We start from the raw sequence: 19,406 nt of genomic DNA on the forward strand, positions 1-19,406 counted from the left end.
CTTTTTTAAAGCTACGGGGTAATCGTAAAGAAGTTTCACTTTCTTATCTTAGGCTGATACATATGTTCTGCAGTGAGGCCACACGCTTCTTTCATCCGGAAGCAGTACTCCAGCTTACCAAAATCGCCATCGCTATTATTTGTTCCGAATGTGAACTTCAATCCGGCATCTTTCGCTTTCTGTATGAAAATTTGACTTGGAATTTCACGCCGATTGTTGATCTCCAACGCTTTGTTAGCCGCTACCATCGCCTTGATGACCTTATCCATACGTTCTTCGGTCCAGAGATCATCATAACGATCGCTCATCACTTCAGGGAGAAAAGTGGGGTTCACATATACATCCATCGGCTCTTGCATCACATCAACAATTTTTTTCACAATGAGATCCATGTACCGCTGTTCATCTTCCACGAACACCTCGTCGGGCATCCACAGGCGGGTACGGCGCCCTTTGGTATCGGTGAATGTCATGGCATCTGTAAAGACGAAATCGAACTGTTCCCGTACCGCTTCAGAGAATGTCTCGGACCACTCTCTACCTTCACCCTGCATTGCCTGGATAAAAGGTTGTCCTTTCATTGAGTCCAGATAGGCTATGACTTCGTTGTCATTTGTTATTGGGAATCCAATACCACAGTTGGGAGCCAGGGCATAGTTAATACCCAGTTGCCGTGAACGGGCTGCGGCCTGCTCCGCAGTGATTCCCTTGAGGTGCACATGATAATCAAGTACGGGGAAATTCTCCTGATGAAGTCTGATAACCGGATCTTCTGTCTCATCCACTGCAGAAACCTTCAGATTGTCTGTGTTATTATTTTCGGGTAATGGAGTTAAGGAGACCGATTTTACTTCGAGAGTACCTTTCGTTGATTGTATCACAAAAGTCCCTGAAGAAAGTATTTGAGACATGTTTTCGGCAAGCCGATATGGTTTCGCCGGTTCAGTATACTCCACCACGGGACTTCCATTCAGCGAGATGGTGATTGTTTTTCCATCCACACGGATCTGCATGTCGAACCACTCATTGGTCTTTACCGTAGATTTGGTGAGATTGCGGACTGCCAGCAGGCTTCCGGTCTTCGTCCACCATTCACTACTTTCGAGATCGTTGTTTAATGCCACCTTGTAGCCTTTTTTCCCCTGTTCATCGGTATGAAATGCAATGAATCCTTTGCCGTTGTCAATGGTACGGGCAGTTATGTCGAACTCAAAGTTTGTATGGCCTCCTTTTTTGAGGGCGAGGGATGCTTTATCGTTTAAGACAAGGAGTTGATTCTTGAGAGATACATCTCCCCTGGTATCCCATTGATTCATCTCTTCTCCTTGAAAAAGAGAGCGGGGTGCAAAATTTTTGGTACATGATGCCATCACAATTAAGGTGATGAACAGTGAGAATAAAAGATTTTTTTTCATGATCATTTTCATTGATTGTTAGAATGTAAATAAAAGTTCTATAGTGGATTTATTGGATGCCATTTCTGCATTTTTTGAAAATATCTGCATTTCATTATTCACAAAATACCATTCGTAATCGAACCGAAGGATGGAAGAAAACTTCTTTTCGTTGAATCCGAAACCAATTCCGGCAGTAAAACGATTTACATCGAAACCGGCCTCGTTCCTTCGTTCATCTATGGCATCCCAGCGAATGGCCGGCCTGATAAATTCAAACATCCTGGTCCGAATGGGTATATTCCAGGCACCCTGCAGATAGTATGAGAGCATATCTTTATTATCTATGGTCTTGCTTTTTTTCTGCATGATCTCTGTCTCCACCTTCCAGTTTTTGGCCTCATAACGCAAGTCGGCACCATAGAAAACAAAGTGTGTACTGTCGTTGTTGGGATAATTATATGCCTTGGCACTAAAGCGCAAACCTTTCATGGTTCCCAACACTACACGACCGCCGTAAGCAAGACTTTTTTTCCAGACGGGATTATTGATAGTGTTACCATTATAAAGTCCTGTCTCAATAATTACAGGTATCGTGCCTGCATCAAATGAATATTTTCCGTTTGCACCTAGATCACGTGTACTCAAAAAATATTTTCCGAGAAAGGCGCGATTGGCAAATATCATCTCCGAAGGGCTGACAATATAATTATTGAATAATGGGATACTCGTTTGTCCAAATGTCAGAGATAGTCCGTCTACAGGTTTCAATGTCCCGCATACGTCGAGCAGGTAGAACTTCCCTTCGTTGCTTAGTTCTACCTGTGCCCTGTAGGAGGTATAGGCATTTATATTTCCTTTTATGCCGATACGTGAGTTCCGCACGGAGAAACGAGACAAACCGGTGTCGGACGCACGCTCGAATTTATTTTTCAAGGTACCATCGACTTTGAAATTCGGATAAGATACGCTATCGGCATTTTGTGCCGGCAGTGAAAACGTCAAAAACAAAAGTGATAATAAAAGGAGCATACGGCCAGAATGTAGCCAGATCTTAGTGAGATGTTTCATTATATAACAAACTTATTTTAAGAAGATGATACACCTGTTTCAGACAGGTGCATTCATCAGAGCAAATCAGCGGCTGAAAAACTGTTCGAAGCCATCGGAATATTCAATGCCGAAGGTGCTGTCCGGATTTTCATAAATGAAATAGTAATGCACTCCGGGGAGCTCTTTCGCGACTTCTATAGACTGTTTCATACCCATGGCCATAAATGCCGTGGCGTAAGCATCGGCGGTCATGCAGTCGTCGGCAATCACCGTTGCTCCAAGAATATCCTGCTGAGAAGGGTAACCTGTCTGCGGATCAATGGTATGGGCATATTTTTTGCCATCTTTCACATAATAATTGCGGTAGTTACCGGAAGTAGCCATGGACTTATCGCAAAGGGAGAGGATCGTTTGTAGTTCATGCTGCATGCCAAGGGCATCATCAATTGGCTTATCCACGCCAATACGCCAGCATTCCCCTTTTTCATTGACACCTCTGGCAGTTATTTCGCCACCTATTTCCACCATGTAATTTTCAACTTCATAACGTTCCAGCAGAAAGCCAATTACGTCGCATGCATATCCTTTGGCTATGGCCGACATATTAACGGTCACTCTCGGATCGGTTTTAGTAATTTGTCCTTTGTCATTCATGGTAATTTTTTCAAACCCAACAAATTTCTTCAGACTGTCGATAATTTCCGGTGTAATGTTGTTCATATTTTGAAATCCGAATCCCCATGCATTAATTAGCGGGGAAACAGTGATATCGAATTTGCCGCCCGACTTCCGGGAAACCTCCATGGATTTAAGGAAAACCTTCATGAACAGAGTATCGGGTTTTACTGGTTCATTGCGATTTATCTTTGTTATTATGGAATTTTCCTTGAAAGGATTCAATGACAGGTCAAACCTGTCGAGTTCGGTCATAATCTCTTTTTCCAGCGACCGGTGATAAGCATATTTGATGTGATATCCGGTCGCGAATATCTCTCCCTGATTCTGGTAGTAGGTATACTCTTTTGTAGTATTGCCAGACTTGCAAGATGCAAGCAGCGTGAGGAGAATAACGAGGGATAGGATGCACAGGTTATTTGATTTCATTGTCATTTGATTGGTTACTTACTTACAGTTCTTCCTCAATACGGTAATAATTTCTTTCCGGTGAATTTCTCGTGATAAGTTCTCCCAAAAATCCTGCGAGAAAAAGCAATGTCCCGAGGACCATGGTCGTGAGCGATATATAAAAATAAGGTGACTCTGTGACCAGGCGATAGGGATTACCCTGTTGCATATCATAAAGTTTCATGGCTCCCACCACAATAATAGCCACAAGGCCCAGCAAAAACATCACGCTACCCCAGAGACCGAAGAAGTGCATCGGTTTTTTACCGAACCGGTTCAGGAACCAGAGTGTCATCAGATCAAGATAACCATTTACAAATCTGTCGGCGCCGAACTTGCTTTTTCCATATTTTCTGGCCTGATGTTGTACCACCTTTTCTCCGATTCTTGTGTAGCCTGCATTTTTAGCCAGTACAGGAATATACCGGTGCATATCGTTATATATTTCAATGCTCTTTGCCAATGATTTGCGATAGGCTTTCAGGCCACAGTTAAAGTCATGTATTTTAATTCCCGAAACCTTTCTTGCTGTGGCGTTGAACAACTTGGAAGGCAGGTTCTTTGTCAACTTGTCGTCATATCTTTTCTTTTTCCACCCCGAAACGAGATCGTACCCTTCCTCGCGAATCATACGGTAGAGTTCGGGAATTTCGTCGGGACTGTCCTGCAGATCGGCGTCCATGGTGATGATCACATCTCCCTCCGCTTTCTGAAAGGCACAGTACAACGCGGGAGACTTGCCGTAGTTACGCCGGAATTTAATTGCCTTCACCGGGCTTGATCCCGTGCTCAGCTCCTTGATGATCTCCCAGGAGCGGTCGCTGCTTCCGTCATCCACGAAAATAATCTCATAGGAGAAGCCATTTTCCTGCATAACACACTTAATCCAACTGTATAACTCCTTTAACGACTCTTCTTCGTTGTATAACGGTATGACAACAGATATATCCATCGATCAAAAAATTATATGTTTTGTTTCTGTTTGTAACGTGTGGAGAGCGGGACGATGAACAGCGAGAGAACCAGCCCCAGAAATACGTCGGCCATGATTACATTGCTAAATACATAGTCGAACGGGGAGGGGAGAGGTTGTTCGCTTAGCCGGGTGGAAAGCTTTTCACCTACCCCGATCGTTTTCGCCAGTTCGCCCATACTTTCGAAAAGATCTGAAATAAAAGTCGGATCAATCCATTGTACATGTATGAAAACGATTATCGACTCGAGAATAGAAGCGAAGAAGAAGAGCAAAATTGAAAACTTAACGCCATGCCAGAATCCCATTTTTCCATTCTGCAATTCCTGACTGTATTTTAACAGAAAAATAAACAGCAGCACGGGTGTTCCGATACTAAGCAATGTTCCCAGAAAATTGAGCGCCGGATAGATTAGTCCGGTAACCACAAAAAAATACTTAAACACCCAGAAAAGTCCCAGGTAAACGCCGGCATACATCGCATAGTTTAATAGCTGGCTCTTGTCTTCTTTCATCGATTCTACTTTAGAACACAAAAGTAATCAAAAATATAGAAACCGGAGAGTAACTATTGTTGTAAAAACCTAATGTCCAAGACCCGGCTTGCATCTGCGACTTCTTACTTTTATAATACGTTCAGATCGTCCGGTAGCGTAATTTATATAGAATAATTCTAAAAAGAAAAATCTATTTAACCATCATGATGTCAGAGTTTTAATTAGTTATGTCTGTTTTGTGTAATATTATGTGTGAATTATGTTATCTCTCTATAGTACAAAAGGAAATGGCGGATTGTATATTTGCAAACAGATAATATATAACGATATGCAAACACAAGAGTTTGAGATCATGATTGGAAACAATCATCATCCGAGAAACAGAATTGCAATCGATATAAATGAAATTCCTTTTCCGACTGCAATTTATTTCTTTTCAAATGGAGAGGTGCTGTTGAATAAACGAGCATTCAAATGCTTGGGAATGAGGGAGAGCGAAGCTTTCGATCTTTACACCTGGCGAAAAATAAATCCTTATTTGGACGATATGATCAAAAATATCCATCAGGATATGGTCATAGATCAAAAAATGCATGTCATTTTGTTCAATGGCAAGCACGAAATAATGAATTATTCTTTTTCGTGTTTTTCAAACCTTTCATGGGGGAAGATGGTCATTGTTCACTTCTCCAAGGTATCTGAAAAATACGCCGTGGCCTCTCTTTCGGCATTGTATAATATCAGAGATGAAATTACAAAATTAAAACCCTATTTAAACCGGGCCGGCCAGAAGATTCTTCAGAATCTGATCACAAAGTACTTCAGGGAAGAAAATCAACAACTTACGTTGGATGACCTGGTTTATTATGAGAGAGAATTGCGTATTATACAAAAAGCATATCCTTCGTTATCACATCGTGAGATAATCCTGTGCGGATTGCTGGTTAATGATTTGAACAGCAAAGATATTGCGACAATTATGAACAGGACCATTGATGCGGTGTTTGTGACGATTCACCGGATAAATAAGAAGTTGAATCTACTGAACAAAAAACAGCTGGTAAACACATTGAAGAAACTGATCAGCCAGCAGGAGGAAGACCAAAATATCCCTACAGCAGTATAATAATCAATGATGCGGTGTTTGTTGGCCAGCCACCGCATCAATTGGAAACACTCTTTTATATATATAAAACAGTGTGGAGGTATCCTAAGGAGGTGATGATAAGTACAAAACAATATCAGCCCGTAGCTTCAGAATCCCCAAACTGATTTATTCAACAGTACGACGTCCTTTTATCTGATAAGTTACCCCGTATGGAGTTTCGTCGTCCTCAAACTGAATTTCAAAGTAAATGCTGTCGGTGTCCAATATCTTTCCGTTTGATATTTTTATTCCGATCTCTTCTCCGTGTACTTCACAATGGGATAATTTGGTACCGAAGTTGCCGTTTACTTCGTCCGCCCGGGCCTTTACACGGAATTCCCAAAATTTCATTTCTGTATCCTGGATGATAATCGAGTCACTTCCTGCATAAGTGTCTTTTAGGGTCATCACCTCGAAAGGTCCGTACAGGAGGGTCGAATCATTGTACGCATTCACATTCCACTGGCCTGTGATATTGACCGGATTGACTATTGCGTCAGATTCAATTTCGCGTTCGCACGAAATAATCGTTCCAAATATGATAAGCCCCAGGAGGTAAAAAATATTTTTCATATGAATGTAATAATAGTGTAGTTATAATGCTATTTGGTAAATGTTTATGCTTTCCACAAAAGGAGGGGAAAAAGAAGTTTTGTAATCTTTTATTCTGACAATTATGGTTGAAAGTCAGAGTTTAATGATATCCGGTTCAAGGAATATTGAACATTTTTAAGTGTGCTTTATCACCATTCCTTACAAGAACGTAGTATTTCCCGGGAGTGGGCCTGTACGGCAACACGGTGTGGAAACGGGTCAGTTTCTGACTGTAGATGATCGCTCCTGCTTCGTTGGCAGCAAGAATACTTGCTGTTGTGGCAAAGGGCCCCCGGCTGTTCACACAAACCCTGTTGTATTTGTCCAAATAGATCGAGATGGAAGGGTGATTCGTAATTTCCGGCAACGAGATGACCGGATCGGTCGGGTCGACTCCTGTTTCAGGTGCATTCTCTTCGGGTGGAACTGACCCATCGCCGGGTACCTCTTCTTCGGGTGGAACTGACCCGCCGCCGGGTATTTCTTCCCCTGGTGTGGTGGCAGTCCGGGCTCTTCCTATTATTTTATCCGGAAGGATGGAGGCCGATAAATTCCGATCGTACACGTTTGTAGCTTTGCCTTCTATGGGTTCCACATTTCCTGCAAACCAAAAATTATTCAATACCCCGTCTCTGTTCGTATAGTTTACAGCATTGTTCGTCACGGTAATGTTGTAGGAATTTCCCAAAGATTCATACCAGTTGGCTGCATAGATTCCGACATTGTTGTACGATTTGCGACTGCTGAACACTTTGTTGTTCCTGAGTGTCATGTTGTTGCCACCTGCAATGCTTATCCCGTACTGACCCGGATCGACAACAATATTGTTTTCGGCTATCTGGTATGAGCCGCCGACATCCCCTAAAATGATACCACCTCCGGATGACGAGGGACCTCCGCCACGAAGCCAGTTTCCTCTTACCATGATTGGACTTTCGGATGTACCATGCGATTGGTTCACGTTAATAATGTCTTCAGGATAACTCTCGCCTGAAATGTTTTCACATACGTTGTAACTGATACTATTCCCCGGGCCGGTAACCTTGTCAAATATGGCCATGTTCCCAATTTTCCCTCCTCCTTTCAGGGGACCAACCACGTTCGTCATATCGTTGTATTCAAACTTAATGCCACGGGAATTATGTGCTACCATTCCTGACTGTACATTCTCAAAGGTGTTGTCTATGATCGTAATATTCTCACAGTTGTCCAGATAGATCGCCAGATTCACAGGAGAAGAACCAAACTTGTTGTTCCTGATGATCACATTTTTACAGCTATACAGCACAATAAGGTATTTACTACTGCTGCTTGTGAATGCTGACCCCTCTATTACAAAATTGGATTTACCTACATGTTGAATTGCCGCTGACTCGGTGTATGATCCCGTATATCGTGCTCCTTGTCCATAAGAAAAATGGAAGGGCAGACCGAGTAAGACCGCACCAAGAATGAAAGTAAAGATTTTTGATTTCATTTCTTTTTGAATTAATAGTTTGTTCTATGTAAGCCCTGTGAAAAAAACTTCAGCTGATAAGATCCCTTTCAATGTGGCTTGTGCAGATTGCAACGCAAAAATACGCTTTTATATTGGATCATCATGTTAAAAAACAAAGCCTTAGAGCGAATTTTGTTGAAATTAAAGAGATTTAAAAGGCATTAACCGTAAAGAGAACACTATTTGTATTGATTATAAACAGAGACTGTGACTGAATAAAATCCCACATTGGTTTCAGTATAAAAATAACCCTGGCTTTGTAATATTATGTAATGAGTTTTTTGGTGTAAATGATTCTTTACAAGCATATATTTGCGGTACTTAACTAAGTTAGTTAAGAAAACAAGTGACTGACTTTGATATAACATTGTTATCACTTTAAAAATTAAAAATCACAGCTTATCAAATTGGATATTTTTTTACTGTTCGTTTTTTTAATATCATATGTCCTTATTGTGCAATAGATATAATAGGAAAATAAAAAGATGAGAAGATTCATGTACCTGCTGGCATTCACTTATATTATGGTTTCTTGTGCCCAAGTGAAAGACATCTCTTACTTCCAGCAAACCAGCCGCGGTGAAACCATTCTGAACAACAAAAAGTATGATGCGAGGATCAAGCCCAAGGACATCCTCTCCATTACTGTAGTGAGCAGCGAGGCTGCCGCTTCGGTAAGGTATAATCTTATCATGCCACAGATTGATGCGAGGATGAATAACATTCAGTCACAGCCTGCATTGCAAAATTATCTGGTAGACAGTGACGGCAATATTACTTTTCCCACGCTGGGTGTGTTGAAGGTAAGCGGGATGACTACTGATGAGCTGGGAGCATTTATTGGCAACAAACTGAAACCCTTCTTCTCTGAAGAACTTCCAGTGATCACGGTAAGGATTTTGAATTATACCGTGAGTGTTCTTGGTGAAGTATTAAGGCCGGGGAAATTTGAATCGACTAACGGGCGGATCACCATTTTTGAAGGGTTGGCCATGGCCGGTGATATGACCATCTTTGGAAGGCGCGACAACATAACGGTTTTGCGTGAAAATGAAAATGGGGAAAAGATTATTTATAAAGTAAATCTCAACAACAATAAACTGTTTGAGTCACCTGCATTTTATCTTGAGCAAAACGATGTGGTATATGTTGAACCGAACCAGACAAAGGCCAATTCTTCAAAATACGGAGCAGCCGAAAACTACAGGATGACAACCATATCTGTATTGATCTCTTTGGCTACCTTGGGTGCAACTATATTTGGACTGACGAAATGAGCGTTGTTTTTTTTGAGCACGCAATCAGATTATTGAATAGTACACAAATATGAACAAGTATTCGAATGTGGAGGAGGAGTTTTTTGCTCTTTCAGAGAAAAAGATCGACGTGACGGCCATACTGATGAAGTATTATTCTTATTGGAAATGGTTTTTGGTGTCTGTTGTCCTGTGTCTTTTCGTTGCCCTGTTATATCTCTATTTTACATTGCCGCAATACCAGGTTACCACTGCCATCCTGTTTAAAGATGACCAAAAGGGAGGGACCTCAGACATAACTATCTTCGAGGAAATGGGCGTAATGACCCGAAGGAACAATGTAGACAATGAGGTGGAGATTCTGAAAAAATCACTTATAGCAGAAGATGTAGTCAGGAAGTTTAACATGAATGTTACTTACATTCAATTGAAACCATTGGTTTCAGGTTTGGAAAAGCTGATACCGGGCTTGCCGAAACGGAAAACCGCTTTTTTGTATGGAGAAGAACTGCCAGTAGAAATCAGGATTCCGGAAGACAGGCTGATCGCTCTGGGAGGCTATATCTCGTTCGATCTTTTTATTAATCCTGAAGGCAGTGCGTTGTTTTCAGGCAAATATAAAGGGAGCAAATATCAGGTGTTGGCAGCATCAAACGATACCATCGTGCGATTACCTTTTGGCGAACTGAAGCTTTCCAAAGGTAGCACGAAGCCCCAAAAGAATATGAGGATCTGGGTACAGATTCTGAATCCACTGAATGTGGCCGACGGATTTGTTAACTCAATGGCGATTGAATTAACTTCAAAAACCTCTTCTGTTGCCGATATTGCTTTAACCACCTTTCATACGGAGCTTGGAAAACATTTTCTAAGGGAGTATTTTGAAGCATACAACGAACATGGCATACAGGACCAGCTTGATCTGGCCGAAAAAACATCAAAGATCATTGATAAACATCTTGCCATGCTGAATAATGAGTTGAACACAGTGGAAGATCGGGCGCAAGCGTTCAAGCAATCACAGGGATTAACCAATATTGGTTCTCAGGCCGATCTGTACAATTCTCAACTGGCAAATGTAAGTCAAAGGAAGATGGATATTGAGTCTCAATATTCCATTGTAGCAAGTCTGTTAAGTTTTGTGCAGCAAAAGGGAGGCCACGACAAGCTGATACCGGCCAATTCCGGCATCCAAAGTCCCGTATTGAACTCCCAGATCAGTACATACAATAACTTAGTACTGGAACGAAACAAGCTGGCGCGAATTGCCTCAAGCAGCAATCAGTCTATGATAGATTTGAATAATCAACTTGAGTCTACGTATGCTTCTGTGGTTTCAGGCTTGCAAAACGAGAAAAACAACATGGAAATTCTGCAGCGGGATATTAACTCCGAGTATTCGAGGAACTATTCAAAAATCAGGGCTATTCCCCAGCAGGAACGTATCTTCTCGGACATTGTCCGCCAGCAGAATACCAAGGAAGAATTGTTTCTCTATCTTCTTCAGAAGAAAGAGGAACGTTATATGAATATGACCGTGGTGGCACCAAATTCTAAACTGGTCGATAATATTCGTGTTGCGGGGATAGTGTGGCCGAATAAAAAAATGATCCTGATGATTTTTTTTGTTGCCGGACTGATCCTGCCTGTCGTCATTATAAAAATAAAAGAACTGCTGCGCTACCAGATTTCTTCCAGGGAAGAACTCGAGGAAATTTCCACGATTCCGGTATTGGGCGAAATCCCCAAATTATTGCAATTGCAAACCATTGCCGTAAAAGACAACTGTAACGATTACTTTAATGAGATGCTGCGTCTTGTACGTGCGAATCTATTGTTTATCATTGACAGCAAAGAGAAGAAGGTAATCAATATGTTATCAAGTGTCAGTGGTGAAGGCAAATCGTTTATTACCGCAAATCTTGCCATGAGCCTGGCATTGCTTGAAAAAAAAGTATTGATTATCGAGCTGGATATCAGAAAACCGAAACTTGCCAATTTATTGGGATTGAGCAATGGCCCGGGAATAACGCTTTACCTGTCGGGGTATGTAAGCAAAGAGGAGCTGATAAGGCCTTCCGGTATTCATGAGAATTTATCAATCATCACATCCGGGGCAATTCCTCCCAACCCGAACGAACTGCTGGCAAAGCCAAAACTGGACGATCTGATTAATCAATTAAGGGAAGAATACGATTATATATTGATTGATACGTCTCCTATCGGGATAGTATCAGACGGTTTTTTGTTGAACAGGCTTGCAGACGTCAACCTGTTTATCGCACGTGTAGGGTATACTCCGCGAAAGTGCATTGAGGAAGCAGAGGTATATCACCGGGAAAATAAGTTGAAAAGAATGTATTTCATCCTAAACTCAGTTGACTTGAATTCATCCGAGTACCGGTATGGAATGAATAAGAAATATGGATACGGATATGGATAACCGAATCCCTGTAGAAGTCCGGTAGTATTTTTAGATAAAAACTGTCGCGCAACTCTGTCAGTGTAACAAATGTCAGTGTAACATGATTAAAATGTGCAGTAAAATGAAATTCAGCAAAGCAGGAATTATTCAACTCCCGAAAAATTTAGATAGGAGAGGAAATCTGTCTGTCATTGAGGGGATTAATCATATCCCTTTTAAGATTGTCCGTACCTACTGGATTTATGATGTACCCGGAGGAGAGGTACGTGGTGGGCACGCATACAGGCAAAATCAGGAATTTATCGTGGCTTTGTCGGGTAGTTTTGATGTGATTCTGGATGATGGAAAAGAAAAAAAAACATATTCCCTGAACCGCTCTTATTATGGATTATATGTACCCAAAGGAGTATGGAGACAGATGCAGAATTTTTCAACCAACGCTTTGGCACTGGTATTGGCATCCATCAAATTTAATCCCGAAGATTATATTTATGATTACGTGCTCTTCAAGGAATTGGCAAATGAAGCGAGAATATAACATAGATACACACAGCTTATGAAGAAGACAAACATTTATGATTGTACCATGCTGGAAATCGATAAGCATCATAACGAAAAGGGAAACATCAGTGTAGTGGAGAATGCCAAAACGATTCCTTTTGGTGTCAAACGTGTTTACTACCTCTATGATGTACCGGGAGGCGAGTCGAGAGGCGGGCATGCACATAAAAAACTGCAGCAATTTATTGTGGCTGCCAGCGGCAGTTTTGACGTTACGATCGATGATGGCGAGTTAAAAAGAACATTTACCATTAACAGGCCATACCGGGGATTACTTGTTGTGCCCGGCATCTGGAGAGAACTGGATAATTTTTCTTCGGGATCAGTCTGTTTGGTGTTGGCGTCGACAGAATTTTCCGAGGAAGACTATATAAGAGATTATAACGAATTTAAAGAATATAAAAATGATTCACATCCAATCTGATGTTCAGAGTGAAAATATTGGAATTGATACCAATGTATGGCAATATTGTGTAATACTGCCCGAAGCCGTTATCGGATCCAACTGCAATATTTGTGCTTGCGTATTTATTGAGAATAAGGTTGTGATAGGTAATAATGTAACGATAAAGAATGGGGTTCAACTGTGGGACGGAGTGACTATTGAAGACAATGTCTTTATTGGTCCCAACGCAACCTTTACGAATGAGTTGATTCCCCGCTCCAAAGCATATGATAGTATGAATCTTATGAACACGCTGGTGAAGACCGGCGCTTCTATCGGTGCCAATGCAACGATTCTCCCCGGTATCACTATCGGGGAATACGCGTTTGTGGGTGCGGGAAGTGTTGTTACAAGTGATATCCCGGCATATGCACTATATTATGGTAATCCGGCAACACATCAGGGGTACATGACCGAAGACGGTGTGATATTGGATCTTCAAAAAAAAGACAAAAAAGGCATCATTCATCATTTATAACAAACGTGTATGGTGAAATTTCTTGATATTCAAAAAATAACGCAGAAGTATGAGAATGAAATCCATCATTCTATCTCTCGGATTGTCGATTCCGGCTGGTACCTGCTGGGTGAGGAAACGGCTGAATTTGAAAATAATTATGCCCGATTTATCGGAACCGAGCACTGCATAGGCGTTGCTAACGGATTGGATGCGCTGCGCATAATTCTGCGTGCTTATATGGAAATGGGAGCGATGAAGGAAGGCGACGAAATAATTGTTCCCGCCAATACCTTTATTGCCTCAATTATTGCCATAACCGACAACCGGCTGGTTCCTGTTCTGATTGAACCCTGTTTAACGACTTATCAGATTGACGACGAGAAAATCGAGGAGGCTATTACTTCCAGAACAAAAGGAATCATGGTGGTGCATTTGTACGGCAGATGTGGTTATACAGACAAAATAGCCTCGTTATGCCGAAAGTATAACCTGAAATTGATTGAGGACAACGCACAGGCGGCAGGATGCAAGTATCATGGAAAAACTACCGGGTCGCTGGGAGATGCTGCAGGCCATAGTTTCTATCCGGGTAAGAACCTGGGTGCACTGGGTGATGGCGGTGCCATCACTACCAACGATAGGAGTTTGGCAGAAAAGGCCAGGTCGCTGGGCAACTACGGGTCTGTCAGAAAGTATATTTTCGACTATCAGGGGTATAATAGCAGATTGGACGAAATTCAGGCAGCTGTATTGAACGTGAAGCTGAATCATCTTGAAAGTGACAATGAACGCAGAAAAGAGGTAGCACGACATTATCTGGATCGTATTACCCAACCGGAAGTAATATTACCCGAGGTGAGCGATTGGAATGCACATGTATTTCATCTGTTTGTTATCCGTACTCCCAAACGAGATGGAATGTTGCGATTTCTGAACGATCATGGTGTGCAGGCACTGGTTCACTATCCAGTCCCACCCCATAGGCAGAAAGCATACAGGGAGCTGAATCATTTGCATTTACCTGTAACCGAAAAAATTCACAAAGAGGTGTTGAGCTTACCAATAAGTCAGGTTGTTACCGATGAAGAGGTGGAGATGGTGGCTCGGGTTGTGAATTCATTTTGTTCACAGAATTGAAAAAAGATAGATGACAGTACAGAAAAATTCATACCGGCAAATCATGAAGGCAACGTCGCTTTTTGGCGGAGTGCAGTTCTTTCAGATTTTAATTTCGGTAGTACGCTCAAAATTTATTGCGATACTACTGGGTCCGTCCGGTATGGGGATTGTCGGGTTGCTTACCTCTGCTACCGGTTTGGTAAGTGGAGTCACAAGCTTCGGCCTGGGAACGAGCGCAGTGAAGAATATTTCCGAAGCAAATGCTTCAGGAGATAACGTTCGTGCATCTACTGTTATCTCCGTTTTACGCCGCCTGGTCTGGTATACCGGCTTGTTGGGCGCTTTGGTGACACTGCTCCTGTCTCCCTGGCTCAGCACTATTACTTTTGGAAACAGAGAGTACAGGCTGGCATTCGTATGGATTTCGGTTACGTTGTTGTTCAACCAGTTGAGTTCCGGAGAATTGGTGTTGTTACAGGGATTGCGCCGGTTGCAGAATCTGGCAAAGGTCAATGTGTACGGTAGCCTGACCGGACTGCTTATTTCCATTCCTCTTTATTACCGGTTCGGTGTTCGAGGAATAGTACCGGTCATTATTATCACATCGTTCATCACACTTTTCTTTTCGCGGTATTTCGCACGCAAGATCAAGACTGAAAAGACTGAAATTTCCAGACCGGCAATTTTAACAGAAGGGAAAAGTATGATTGTGATGGGAGTGATGATCAGTCTGAGTGGTTTAACCACGCTCGTTGCGACTTATCTGCTGCGCATCTTTATTAATCATGCAGGAAATGTGGCGGATGTAGGCCATTATTCGGCCGGATTCACCATCATCAATACGTACGTAGGAATGATCTTCACCGCCATGGGAACAGATTACTATCCGCGTTTATCAACAGTAGCAAACGACAATGTGCAATGTAAAGAGAGTATCAATCAGCAGGCTGAAATTGCCCTGCTTATTTTGGCTCCTATCCTCATCTTTTTTCTTGTATTCATTAATTGGGCAGTGATTCTTTTGTATTCGACTCAATTTTTAGCAATTACCGGGATGGTTTATTGGGCTTCGTTGGGTATTTTCTTTAAAGCCATGAGCTGGGCTGTTGCTTTTGTGTTTTTGGCAAAAGGAGACGGTAAGCTCTTCTTTTGGAATGAATTTGTTGGAAGTGTTTATTCTTTAATAATCAATATGACGGGATATTACCTGGGCGGACTGACCGGTTTGGGTTTTTCTTTCCTGATATCTTACACCCTATATTGTATACAGGTATTTACAATTGCGAAGATCAAGTATGACTTTTCCTTTCATAAGGAAGCGGTCACTCTTTTTTTAATTCAGTTTCTGCTGGCTTTGGTGAGCTTTATTGTAGTGAACCTGATAGAATACCCATATATCTACCTGCCGGGAATTATGCTCATAGCTATATCTTCGTGGTATTCATTCAGGGAGCTAGAGAAAAGGATTGGCATAAGAGAGATGATTCGGGTATTTACGCAGAAAATCAAAAAAAACAGTTCATTATGATTTCAGAAAATGCCACGTTGGTCTCGGTGATTATTATCACATATAACAGTGCCCGGTATGTGACAAAAACATTGGAAAGTGTGAAAGCACAGACCTGGAAGCATATTGAGTTGATTGTAAGTGATGACTGCTCAACTGACGAGACTGTCATGATTTGCAGCGAATGGTTAAACAATAACAGGCATCATTTTGTCAATGCCCGATTAATTACTTCCGCTTGTAACACAGGTACTTCCGCAAACTGTAACAGAGGATTCAAATCAACTACCGGTGAATGGATAAAAACCATATCCGGAGATGATATACTCCTGCCTGGCTGCATTTCCGATAATTTGAGCTATGCCGGTAATTCAAATGCCACTTTTATTGTATCGGATATGTGTAAGATAGACGAAAACGGCATGCCACTCGCAGACAATACGGTAAACGAGGGGTTGGCCTACTTTGTAAATTTGCCTACTGCAAGAAAACAACTGAAAGCGTATGTCCGTTGGCCGGCTTTCTTAAATACTCCCACTTTCTTCTACAAAAAAGAAATCCTGGACCTAATTCATCTTTGCGACGAGGAGTTCAGAATCTACGAAGATATGACGGTTATTTACCGGATTACCGAGATGAATGTAAAGGTATATTATATGAATAAGTCAACCGTAGGATACAGAGTCCATGCTGACTCAGTTTCCAGGAGTAATAAATTGGAAGAAATCAGAACGGAAGAGGCACATAGGATATTTAAAAAATACCGGTCAAAACATCTTAATCTGTTGAATCCTATCGACTTGTCGATATATTATGAGTGTTGGCTGCGATTTAAATATAAAGGATTTAAGGGACGGAAAGGAATTGTGATCCTGAATAAGTTAAGTCTCTTTTATTGGTATCTACGACTAAGTGGAATTAAAAAATAGTGAGTTTCTGATAATGTATAACAATTTAAAGAACGGAACATTATGCGTATTCTTTGGGTCACACATGATCTGTTTGAAGCTTTTCTTCCCTATGTAAAAGGAAGGCCTACCCTGGGAGGTTCGTGGATCGCTCCGTTGTTTTATCTTCTTCATAATGAACCCGACGTAAAATTGGGTTCAATTACACCGGTCCTCAACGGTGAAGCTCAAAAAAAAGAGATCGACAATATCATCTATTATTCTGTTCCCGTGATGAAAAATGAGAATATCCGAAATATAAACCTTCGTCTTGCATCAGAATATCTGTTTGCCATAAACGATTTTAAGCCTGATATCATCCATGTGCATGGTACGGAAAAAAATTTCGGCCTTCTGCGCAAATTCATTGACGAATCAATCCCTGTTGTATGCTCTATTCAGGGTATTGTCTCTCCCTGCTATGATAACCTGAAACATAGCGTGGCAACTGTCAATATAAAAAAATACCGATCGATTAAAAACAGGTTGGGACGGGGAGGAGTAAATTTTGCTTTGCGAAAATGGAAACGTTACATCCTGATAGAGCGGGAAATATACAATATAAACAGCTATTTTGTGGGTCGTACAATGTGGGACAGGGCGCAACTGATGTCCCTGAATCCAGAAGCGGTCTATTTTCAGGGAGAAGAGCTGCTGCGTGCAGAGTTTTACACAACAAAGTGGGAGATTGACAATTGTGAACGACACAGGATATTTGTTCCCTCTGCCGCATCACCCCTAAAAGGTTTCCATGTACTGTTGAAAGCAGCTGCCATACTTAAACAGGATTATCCTGATGTGAAAATAGTAGCACCTTTGTCCACGATTCAGACGAAATCCCCCAAGTGGAAAGACTATCTGGTGTCTGAAGATTATGCAAATTACGTGAAAACTCAAATAAAAGAACTCGGCTTGGAGGGTCATGTTGTATTCAAAAAGAAGTTATCTGCTACCGAAATGGCTCATGAATATTGTAATGCACATGTATTTGTCCTCCCCTCTTTTATGGAAAATAGCCCAAACTCATTGGGCGAAAGCATGATGGTTGGAGTGCCATCGGTAGCCTCTGCAGTAGGTGGAGTGCCCTCTATCGTGAAGGATAATGAGAGTTCGCTTCTGTTCTCGCCGGGAGATCACGCTTATTTGGCCTTTCAGGTAAAACGTATTTTTTCAGACGATGCATTGGCGGAGAAAATTGGTCGCGAAGCCCGGATGATCGCTCAGAAGCGCCATCATATCGAGCATACAATCAGGCAATATATGTCAATTTATTCCAACATAATAGATCATCATCATGAAAATATTGCATGTGCTCTATGAACTAAAATTTTCGGGCGCTGAGATAATGTATGTGGATGCGGCCCCTCTTTTTCGGGAGAGAGGGTGTGAACTAACCGTCATGGCTACCGCTGCAAATCCTGGAGAGTATGCATCGTATTTCAGGCAAGCCGGATTCGAGGTGGTTCATTGCCCTTACCCCAGAGGCTGGAGGATAACAGCGCGTATCCGGTTTTACTCACAGTTTATTCATTTTTTGAAAAAAGGGAGATTCGATGTCGTTCACATTCACGTGAATGCTTTCATGTGGGCATTGGCTTTCTGTACGTGGGTGGCCGGAAAACGTTCCGTCTATACGTTTCACAGTGTTTTTCCCTCTCATCGTTATAGCTATCTGTATCATGTTTTTCAACGTTGGTCCGCCAAAAATATCTTTGAATGCAGATTTCAAACTATAAGTGATTCTGTTTATGAACACGAACTGTCCTACTACCATAATCAAACAAAGAAAGTGTATAACTGGTATGGGGCTCATCGTTTTTTCCCTTCGCTAAACGGTGAAAAAAAACAAATCAGAGAAGCCTTGGATATTCCACAGGAGGCTCTGGTACTTATTTCAGTAGGAGGTTGTAGCGAGATTAAAAGACATTCCGAAATAGTAAAAGCACTCCCCTATATTGTACGAGAGCATCCTGCTGTAGTGTACCTTCACCTGGGAGAAGGAGATGTTGAAACAAAAGAGAAGGAGCTTGCAGCTGAATTGGGTGTCTCTGGCCATGTTAGATTTTATGGCAACCAAACCGATGTCCGAAAATTTTTGGTGGCATCAGACATTTATCTTATGACGAGTAAATTCGAGGGAATCTCCCTTACAACAATTGAGGCCATGGCGTGCGGTATCCCCGCCATACTTTATGATGTAGCCGGATTGAGGGACTTTAATAAAAACGGGGAAAACAGTTGTCTTATCCCCGAAGATCATCAATTGCTGGCTAAGACAGTAATCGAACTCTATTCCCACCCTGAGATTTCAGAAAGGCTTTCGGCCAATGCCAGAGAGTTGGTCGATAAAACCTATCATATGGAAAAAAATGTGCCGGTGATATTTACTCTTTATAACCAGTGAA

Annotated in this window: 18 protein-coding genes; 11 read left to right on the forward strand and 7 right to left on the reverse strand. The window is 41.7% G+C overall.

Going from position 1 to position 19,406, the window contains the following annotated elements; all coding sequences use genetic code 11:
• Positions 1–35: 35 nt before the first annotated feature.
• The 5 genes from AC1HCU_RS04345 to AC1HCU_RS04365 form a co-directional block, all read right to left on the reverse strand.
• Complete coding sequence (locus AC1HCU_RS04345; protein WP_480369509.1) at positions 36–1,415, reverse strand: 3-keto-disaccharide hydrolase; 1,380 nt, start codon at positions 1,413–1,415, stop codon at positions 36–38.
• An 18-nt stretch (positions 1,416–1,433) separates the two neighbouring features.
• Positions 1,434–2,426 (reverse strand): hypothetical protein, encoded by a 993-nt coding sequence (locus AC1HCU_RS04350; protein WP_480369512.1) that lies wholly within the window; start codon positions 2,424–2,426, stop codon positions 1,434–1,436.
• Between the two features lie 105 nt (positions 2,427–2,531).
• Positions 2,532–3,551, reverse strand: a complete 1,020-nt coding sequence (locus AC1HCU_RS04355) for an FAD:protein FMN transferase (protein ID WP_286861268.1) — start codon at positions 3,549–3,551, stop codon at positions 2,532–2,534.
• Positions 3,552–3,573: 22 nt separating this feature from the next.
• Positions 3,574–4,524, reverse strand: coding sequence for a glycosyltransferase family 2 protein (locus tag AC1HCU_RS04360; RefSeq protein ID WP_286861266.1), 951 nt, complete (start codon positions 4,522–4,524; stop codon positions 3,574–3,576).
• 11 nt (positions 4,525–4,535) lie between these two features.
• Positions 4,536–5,060 (reverse strand): DUF4199 domain-containing protein, encoded by a 525-nt coding sequence (locus tag AC1HCU_RS04365; RefSeq protein WP_480369516.1) that lies wholly within the window; start codon positions 5,058–5,060, stop codon positions 4,536–4,538.
• 310 nt (positions 5,061–5,370) lie between these two features.
• Here AC1HCU_RS04365 and AC1HCU_RS04370 point away from each other — a divergent pair, with 310 nt between their 5' ends.
• Positions 5,371–6,168 (forward strand): helix-turn-helix transcriptional regulator, encoded by a 798-nt coding sequence (locus AC1HCU_RS04370; protein WP_286861260.1) that lies wholly within the window; start codon positions 5,371–5,373, stop codon positions 6,166–6,168.
• 147 nt (positions 6,169–6,315) lie between these two features.
• Here the strand turns inward: AC1HCU_RS04370 and AC1HCU_RS04375 are convergent, their stop codons facing one another.
• The gene (locus AC1HCU_RS04375) at positions 6,316–6,762 is read right to left on the reverse strand and encodes a lipid-binding protein (protein WP_286861258.1); all 447 of its coding nucleotides are present in this window, start codon (positions 6,760–6,762) and stop codon (positions 6,316–6,318) included.
• Between the two features lie 136 nt (positions 6,763–6,898).
• A complete protein-coding gene (locus AC1HCU_RS04380) occupies positions 6,899–8,260 on the reverse strand; it encodes a right-handed parallel beta-helix repeat-containing protein (protein ID WP_480369520.1) in 1,362 nt (453 codons plus the stop codon).
• Positions 8,261–8,766: 506 nt separating this feature from the next.
• Here AC1HCU_RS04380 and AC1HCU_RS04385 point away from each other — a divergent pair.
• From AC1HCU_RS04385 to AC1HCU_RS04430, 10 genes are all read left to right on the forward strand, one after another.
• Positions 8,767–9,558, forward strand: coding sequence for a polysaccharide biosynthesis/export family protein (locus AC1HCU_RS04385; protein ID WP_480369522.1), 792 nt, complete (start codon positions 8,767–8,769; stop codon positions 9,556–9,558).
• Positions 9,559–9,607: 49 nt separating this feature from the next.
• Positions 9,608–11,980 (forward strand): exopolysaccharide transport family protein, encoded by a 2,373-nt coding sequence (locus tag AC1HCU_RS04390; RefSeq protein ID WP_480369524.1) that lies wholly within the window; start codon positions 9,608–9,610, stop codon positions 11,978–11,980.
• Positions 11,981–12,083: 103 nt separating this feature from the next.
• The gene (locus AC1HCU_RS04395; protein ID WP_480369527.1) at positions 12,084–12,500 is read left to right on the forward strand and encodes a sugar 3,4-ketoisomerase; all 417 of its coding nucleotides are present in this window, start codon (positions 12,084–12,086) and stop codon (positions 12,498–12,500) included.
• Positions 12,501–12,518: 18 nt separating this feature from the next.
• A complete protein-coding gene (locus AC1HCU_RS04400; protein ID WP_480369530.1) occupies positions 12,519–12,947 on the forward strand; it encodes a sugar 3,4-ketoisomerase in 429 nt (142 codons plus the stop codon).
• Positions 12,928–13,446 (forward strand): acyltransferase, encoded by a 519-nt coding sequence (locus AC1HCU_RS04405; protein WP_480369533.1) that lies wholly within the window; start codon positions 12,928–12,930, stop codon positions 13,444–13,446. Before AC1HCU_RS04400 ends, AC1HCU_RS04405 begins: the two co-directional genes overlap by 20 nt.
• 9 nt (positions 13,447–13,455) lie before the next feature.
• Entirely contained in the window at positions 13,456–14,565 is a 1,110-nt protein-coding gene (locus AC1HCU_RS04410) for a DegT/DnrJ/EryC1/StrS family aminotransferase (RefSeq protein ID WP_286880320.1), read from the forward strand.
• Between the two features lie 10 nt (positions 14,566–14,575).
• Positions 14,576–16,075, forward strand: coding sequence for an O-antigen translocase (locus AC1HCU_RS04415; RefSeq protein WP_480369536.1), 1,500 nt, complete (start codon positions 14,576–14,578; stop codon positions 16,073–16,075).
• A complete protein-coding gene (locus AC1HCU_RS04420; protein ID WP_480369539.1) occupies positions 16,072–16,983 on the forward strand; it encodes a glycosyltransferase family 2 protein in 912 nt (303 codons plus the stop codon). Before AC1HCU_RS04415 ends, AC1HCU_RS04420 begins: the two co-directional genes overlap by 4 nt.
• 42 nt (positions 16,984–17,025) lie before the next feature.
• Positions 17,026–18,321, forward strand: coding sequence for a glycosyltransferase family 4 protein (locus AC1HCU_RS04425; protein WP_480369542.1), 1,296 nt, complete (start codon positions 17,026–17,028; stop codon positions 18,319–18,321).
• On the forward strand, positions 18,296–19,405 hold the full coding sequence (locus AC1HCU_RS04430) for a glycosyltransferase (RefSeq protein ID WP_480369545.1): 1,110 nt from the start codon (positions 18,296–18,298) through the stop codon (positions 19,403–19,405). Before AC1HCU_RS04425 ends, AC1HCU_RS04430 begins: the two co-directional genes overlap by 26 nt.
• Position 19,406 lies beyond the last annotated feature (1 nt).

It is taken from the genome of Proteiniphilum sp. LBM24028, from assembly GCF_056629195.1.

What these genes read in the sequence shown, in the direction of transcription:
- AC1HCU_RS04365 (WP_480369516.1), bottom strand. Translation starts at nt 5,060, where the DNA reads ATGAAAGAAGACAAGAGCCAGCTATTAAACTATGCGATGTATGCCGGC.
- AC1HCU_RS04370 (WP_286861260.1), top strand. Translation starts at nt 5,371, where the DNA reads ATGCAAACACAAGAGTTTGAGATCATGATTGGAAACAATCATCATCCG.
- AC1HCU_RS04375 (WP_286861258.1), bottom strand. Translation starts at nt 6,762, where the DNA reads ATGAAAAATATTTTTTACCTCCTGGGGCTTATCATATTTGGAACGATT.
- AC1HCU_RS04415 (WP_480369536.1), top strand. Translation starts at nt 14,576, where the DNA reads ATGACAGTACAGAAAAATTCATACCGGCAAATCATGAAGGCAACGTCG.
- AC1HCU_RS04410 (WP_286880320.1), top strand. Translation starts at nt 13,456, where the DNA reads ATGGTGAAATTTCTTGATATTCAAAAAATAACGCAGAAGTATGAGAAT.
- AC1HCU_RS04395 (WP_480369527.1), top strand. Translation starts at nt 12,084, where the DNA reads ATGAAATTCAGCAAAGCAGGAATTATTCAACTCCCGAAAAATTTAGAT.
- AC1HCU_RS04385 (WP_480369522.1), top strand. Translation starts at nt 8,767, where the DNA reads ATGAGAAGATTCATGTACCTGCTGGCATTCACTTATATTATGGTTTCT.
- AC1HCU_RS04400 (WP_480369530.1), top strand. Translation starts at nt 12,519, where the DNA reads ATGAAGAAGACAAACATTTATGATTGTACCATGCTGGAAATCGATAAG.
- AC1HCU_RS04345 (WP_480369509.1), bottom strand. Translation starts at nt 1,415, where the DNA reads ATGAAAAAAAATCTTTTATTCTCACTGTTCATCACCTTAATTGTGATG.
- AC1HCU_RS04390 (WP_480369524.1), top strand. Translation starts at nt 9,608, where the DNA reads ATGAACAAGTATTCGAATGTGGAGGAGGAGTTTTTTGCTCTTTCAGAG.
- AC1HCU_RS04430 (WP_480369545.1), top strand. Translation starts at nt 18,296, where the DNA reads ATGAAAATATTGCATGTGCTCTATGAACTAAAATTTTCGGGCGCTGAG.
- AC1HCU_RS04355 (WP_286861268.1), bottom strand. Translation starts at nt 3,551, where the DNA reads ATGAAATCAAATAACCTGTGCATCCTATCCCTCGTTATTCTCCTCACG.
- AC1HCU_RS04350 (WP_480369512.1), bottom strand. Translation starts at nt 2,426, where the DNA reads ATGCTCCTTTTATTATCACTTTTGTTTTTGACGTTTTCACTGCCGGCA.
- AC1HCU_RS04425 (WP_480369542.1), top strand. Translation starts at nt 17,026, where the DNA reads ATGCGTATTCTTTGGGTCACACATGATCTGTTTGAAGCTTTTCTTCCC.
- AC1HCU_RS04360 (WP_286861266.1), bottom strand. Translation starts at nt 4,524, where the DNA reads ATGGATATATCTGTTGTCATACCGTTATACAACGAAGAAGAGTCGTTA.
- AC1HCU_RS04405 (WP_480369533.1), top strand. Translation starts at nt 12,928, where the DNA reads ATGATTCACATCCAATCTGATGTTCAGAGTGAAAATATTGGAATTGAT.
- AC1HCU_RS04380 (WP_480369520.1), bottom strand. Translation starts at nt 8,260, where the DNA reads ATGAAATCAAAAATCTTTACTTTCATTCTTGGTGCGGTCTTACTCGGT.
- AC1HCU_RS04420 (WP_480369539.1), top strand. Translation starts at nt 16,072, where the DNA reads ATGATTTCAGAAAATGCCACGTTGGTCTCGGTGATTATTATCACATAT.